General features: G+C 44.0%; 1 protein-coding gene. It reads left to right on the top strand.

The annotated features are described in order from the left end of the window. Window positions 1-25 precede the first annotated feature (25 nt). Window positions 26-6,157: a CLIPPER-2 domain-containing protein gene (locus tag AC570I_RS21870; protein WP_497407193.1), complete on the top strand. Its 6,132-nt coding sequence runs from the start codon at window positions 26-28 to the stop codon at window positions 6,155-6,157. Window positions 6,158-6,275: the final 118 nt, after the last annotated feature.

Here is a 6,275-nt window from a genome sequence, read left to right as displayed (position 1 = left end):
TGTTACTGGATCGCCGGTTTCTACTTTGGCTCCGGGCGCAAGCATTACCCTTACCGCATCCCATACTTTAACTCAAGCCGATGTAGATGCTGGAAGTTATACCAATACCGCAACCGTTACAGGTAAGACACCAACTGGAGCAGATGTGACTGATGTTTCAGGAACGACGGAGACTAATGATACACCGACAGTGGCTACGATTACGCCAATGGGTGCTGTGACCTTGGTTAAATCTGTTAGCGGTACTGTTCCTAATAAAGCTGGCGAGGTATTGAATTACAACCTGGTTATTAAAAATACAGGTAATGTAACCTTAACTAATCTGATGGTTACCGATGCCAATGCAATTGTTACTGGATCACCGGTTTCGACTTTAGCTCCGGGGGCAAGTGTTACTTTGACTGCTTCACATACTTTAACTCAAAGCGATGTGGATGCAGGTACCTATAGCAATATGGCAACGGTAACGGGTCAAACACCAGCTGGATTGGATGTGACTGATGTTTCAGGAACGACTGAGACTAATGATACGCCAACCGTGGCAACGATTACTCCTGCTGGTGCGGTGACCTTGGTCAAAACGGTTAACGGAACTGTTCCGAATAAAGCAGGCGAGGTATTGAATTACAACCTTGTTGTTAAAAATACCGGTAATGTAACTTTAACCAATCTTATGGTTACTGATGCAAACGCAATTGTTACTGGATCATCGGTTTCGACTTTAGCTCCGGGGGCAAGTGTTACTTTAACTGCTTCACATACTTTAACTCAAGCCGATATTGATGCCGGTACCTATAGCAATACGGCAAGCGTTGGAGGTACAACACCGGCTGGATTGGACGTGATTGATGTTTCAGGAACGACTGAGACTAATGATACGCCAACCGTGGCAATGATTACGCCTGCTGGTGCGGTGACCTTGGTCAAAACGGTTAACGGAACTGTTCCGAATAAAGCAGGCGAGGTATTGAATTACAACCTTGTTGTTAAAAATACCGGTAATCTAACCTTAACCAATCTTATGGTTACTGATGCAAACGCGGTCGTGACAGGTTCTCCGGTTTCTACTTTGGCTCCGGGCGCAAGTGTGACTCTGACTGCTGCTCATACTTTAACTCAAGGCGATGTTGATGAAGGAACTTACAACAACACTGCAACTGTAACTGGTAAAACACCAGCTGGATTGGACGTGACTGATGTTTCAGGAACGACGGAGACTAATGATACGCCGACAGTAGCTACCATTACTCCGGCTGGTGCTGTGACCTTGGTTAAAACAATCAATGGATCAGTACCAACGGCAGTTGGTGAGGTTCTGAACTATAATTTAACTATTAAAAACACCGGTAACGTCACCTTAAGCAATTTGGTAGTCACCGATGCCAATGCAATTGTTACGGGTTCTCCTGTTTCTACTTTAGCTCCAGGCGCAAGCATTACACTTACTGCTGTTTATACTTTAACTCAAGCCGATGTAGATGCTGGAAGTTATACCAATACCGCAAGCGTTACAGGTAAGACATCAACTGGAGCAGACGTGACTGATGTTTCAGGAACGACGGAGACGAACGATACGCCAACAGTAGCAACCATTCCGCCGGCCGGTTCTGTGACCTTGGTCAAAACGGTTAACGGAACTGTTCGGAATAAGGCAGGTGAGGTATTGAATTACTACCTTGTTGTTAAAAATACCGGTAATGTAACCTTGACCAATCTGGTGGTTGCTGATGCAAACGCAATCGTGACAGGTTCTCCGGTTTCGACTTTAGCTCCGGGCGCAAGTATTACTTTGACTGCTTCCCATACATTAACTCAAAGCGATGTTGATGAAGGAACTTACAACAACACTGCAACTGTAACTGGTAAAACACCAGCTGGATTGGACGTGACTGATGTTTCAGGAACGACGGAGACTAATGATACGCCGACAGTAGCTACCATTACTCCGGCTGGTGCTGTGACCTTGGTTAAAACAATCAATGGATCAGTACCAACGGCAGTTGGTGAGGTTCTGAACTATAATTTAACTATTAAAAACACCGGTAACGTCACCTTAAGCAATTTGGTAGTCACCGATGCCAATGCAATTGTTACGGGTTCTCCTGTTTCTACTTTAGCTCCAGGCGCAAGCATTACACTTACTGCTGTTTATACTTTAACTCAAGCCGATATTGATGCGGGTACATACAGCAATACGGCAACAGTAACTGGTCAAACACCAGCTGGAGCAGATGTGACTGATGTATCAGGAACGACGGAGACTAATGATACGCCGACAGTAGCTACCATTACTCCGGCTGGTGCTGTGACCTTGGTTAAAACAATCAATGGATCAGTACCAACGGCAGTTGGTGGGGTTCTGAACTATAATTTAACTATTAAAAACACCGGTAACGTAACCTTAACTAATCTGGTGGTTACCGATGCCAATGCAATTGTTACTGGATCACTGGTTTCGACTTTAGCTCCGGGGGCAAGTGTAACATTAACGGCTGTTCATACTTTAACTCAAGCCGATGTAGATGCGGGTACATACAGCAATACGGCAATAGTAAGTGGTAAAACACCAGCTGGAGCAGATGTGAGTGATGTATCAGGAACGACTGAGACTAATGACACACCAACCGTGGCTACTATTACGCCGGCGGGTGCTGTGACCTTGGTGAAAAGTGTGAATGGATCAGTACCAACGGCTGTTGGCGGTGTATTAAATTACAACCTTGTTATTAAAAACACGGGTAACGTAACTTTAACCAATCTTGTGGTTACCGATGCCAATGCAATTGTTACTGGATCGCCGGTTTCTACTTTGGCTCCGGGCGCAAGTATAACGCTTACTGCCGTTCATACTTTGACGCAAGACGATGTTGATGCCGGAACATATACTAATACCGCAACCGTTACAGGTAAGACGACTGCAGGAGCTGATGTGACTGATGTTTCAGGAACGACTGAGGCTAATAATACGCCAACAGTGTCAACGATTACGCCGGCCGGTTTTGTGACCTTGGTAAAAACTGTTAACGGTTCCGTTCCTAATAAAGCAGGCGAGGTATTGAGTTACAATCTTGTTATTAAAAATACCGGGAATGTGACCTTGACCAATCTGGTGATTACGGACGCCAATGCTGTGGTAACAGGTTCTCCGGTTTCTACTTTAGCTCCGGGCGCAAGCGTAACATTAACCGCTGTTCATACATTAACGCAAGGGGATGTTGATGCAGGTACCTATAGCAATACCGCAACGGTAACAGGTAAAACACCAGCTGGATCTGACATAACTGATGTATCAGGAACGACAGAGACTAATGATACGCCAACAGTGGCTACCATTACGCCTGCTGGTGCTGTGACTTTAGTGAAAACTGTTAGCGGAACTGTTCCTAATAAAGCAGGCGAGGTATTGAATTACAACCTTGTAGTCAAAAACACAGGTAATGTAACTTTAACCAATCTGGTGGTTACGGACATCAATGCCGTGGTTACGGGTTCTCCTGTTTCTACTTTAGCTCCGGGCGCAAGCATTACACTTACTGCATCTCACACATTGACACAAGGCGATGTAGATGCTGGAAGTTATACCAACACCGCCAGTGTAAACGGTAAAACACCAGTGGGAGCGGATGTAACCGATGTTTCGGGAACTACCGAAACGAATGATATACCTACTGTTGCAACTTTATCTTTATCACCTTCATATACTTTTACAAAAATTGCCACTAACACGGTAAACAAAGCGGGTGATGTGATCAACTACCGGTTGATTTTGACAAATACGGGGAATGTAACGTTAGCCGATATTCAAATTTCTGATGATAAGGCAGATGCAGGAAGTTTGATTCCGGCAAACATAGCAGCTATTGCACCTGGTGAAAGCGCCAGCATCATCGCGAAACATACCGTTACCCAGAGTGATGTCAACTCCGGTGGGTTCATCAATCAGGCGAAAGCATCAGTAAAAGATTCCAAGGGCAATACAACTTCGAAAGTTTCTGATGATCCTTCTACAGCAGACTTAAATGATGCCACGATCACGAAAATCGTTCCCGATCCTTCAGTCAGGTTTACCAAAATGATAGCCAATAGTGCGGGTGTAGTGAAGGTGATTGAATACAGTATTCTTGTAACCAATACCGGAAACATCACATTAACAGATATTGTGGTAACCGATCCTGGCGCGGATGCAGGAAGTATCAGACCTGCATTAATCGCCAAACTTGATCCGGCAGAAACCGCCATTGTGAGCGCTCGACATACACTTATTCAGCCTGAAATTGATTATGGAAAATTTGTAAACCAGGCAACTCTAAATGCTTCGTTTGGAACTGGAGCGAATAGATTGTCGAGATTGTCAGATAATCCGGCAACGCTTGCACCGAACGATCCAACGGTATACCTTATACCGGAAGCGCCGGCAATTACTCTTGTGAAAACAGGAGTATTAAGTGCCGATGGAAATACCATTGCTTATACTTTTAGCATTAAAAATACAGGTAATGTAACACTTAATCATTTCCAATTCTCAGATGCTAAGCTATCGTCACCAGTTTCATTCACCCCGGCAACTATTGCCCCGGGAGAGATAGCAACAGCAACAGCCGATTACATCATTACTCAAACAGAAAAGAATACTGGAACGGTAAGAAATACCGCTAAAATTATAGCTACAGCACCTTCAGGAACAACAGTGACAGATGTTTCAGGCACAACTGAGAATAATGATTATCCGACAATTATCGAAATCTCGAAATTAATCAGTTCTAAAACCGTAACAGACCCTAATAATAACGGAATAGCCGAGGCTGGTGAAACATTGACCTACACGATTTTAGTTAAAAACAATGGTAGCACCATAAGATCAGGAGTGAAGATAAGTGACCCAATACCTACAAACACCACTTACTTAACCGGAAGTGCAGGTGATGGCGCAACATTGGTGGGAAATGTTTTAAATTGGAATAACCTGACCATTCCTGCCAACGGACAGCTGGCAGTTAGTTTCAAAGTTCAGGTAAATGCAGTTCTTTCTTCGGGAAATCTGGCAATTGAAAATATCGCTACCGTAACCGATCCGGGAAATGCGATTGCGGTACTAAAACCTGCTGTTTCCATTCCAACTGAAGGAAAGCTGGAAGGAAGTAAATCTGTTGCTGATACCAAGGGAAATAATGATGGAAAGGCACAGGCCAACGAAATCCTGACTTACTCACTCACCGTTCGTAATACAGGAGGATCTCCATTAAATGGCGTTATCATAACTGATGAACTGCCGGCAGGGCTAACTTATATCGCAGGTTCAGTTTCAGGCTACGGAACGGTTAGCAACAATACTTTGAAATGGACCATTAACATGCAGGCGAACTCCAGTACTGTTTTATACTTCGATGCAAAAGTAGCACCAGATGTGAATAGCTTTAATATACTTAAGAACGTGGTTTCAATGGTAAGTCCGACTGGTGTGGTCGTTCAACCCGAAGCAATTATAGATGTTGATCAATCTGCAGACCTAGTAATCACGAAAGAACTCATGACTACGGGAGACATTATGACTGGTTCCGATGTAACTTATAAAATAACAGTCACAAATAGAGGTGCTAACAGGGCGACAGGCGTAACAGTTACGGATAAGTTGCCGACAATTATAGATGCGCCCAAGGATATTACCGTAAGTACAGGTACAACCAGTTATTCATCCGTAACAAGAGATCTGGTTTGGATGGTAGGCAGTCTCGATCTGAATCAAACTGTAACCATCACGTTCAAATCAAAGACCCTCGCTGCGGGACCTTTGAGTAATTCTGCAACTGTTAAAGGTGATCAGCCTGATCCTTCTATGGGGAATAACTATGTCTTGGCAGATGGCGCAACGATTAAAGGAGATGACTTACTGATTCCAAATCTGTTTACACCAAATGGCGATGGAAGGAACGATGCTTTTGAGATCAGGGGGTTAACGGAATTCGCAGAGAATGAGATAACGATCGTGAACCGTTGGGGTAATCAGGTTTATCATGCTAAGAACTATCGCAATAATTGGTCAGGCGAAGGACTAAATGAAGGCACCTACTATTACCTGGTGAAGGTGAGAAAAGCAGGAAGCTTTGAATGGAAGGTTTTTAGTGGTTACGTAACCTTAATCAGGGCATTCAAAAATTAATCAGGTGATGAAGAAGTTATTGTTATTCGTATTGAGTTCACTTTTACTGATGTTAAGGCCGGCATCTGCTCAGCAGGATGCGCAGTACAGTCAGTATATGTTCAACGGGATTTACATC

The organism is Pedobacter sp. A2324 (assembly GCF_059693705.1).
This window is presented reverse-complemented; position numbering and strand designations above follow the sequence as displayed.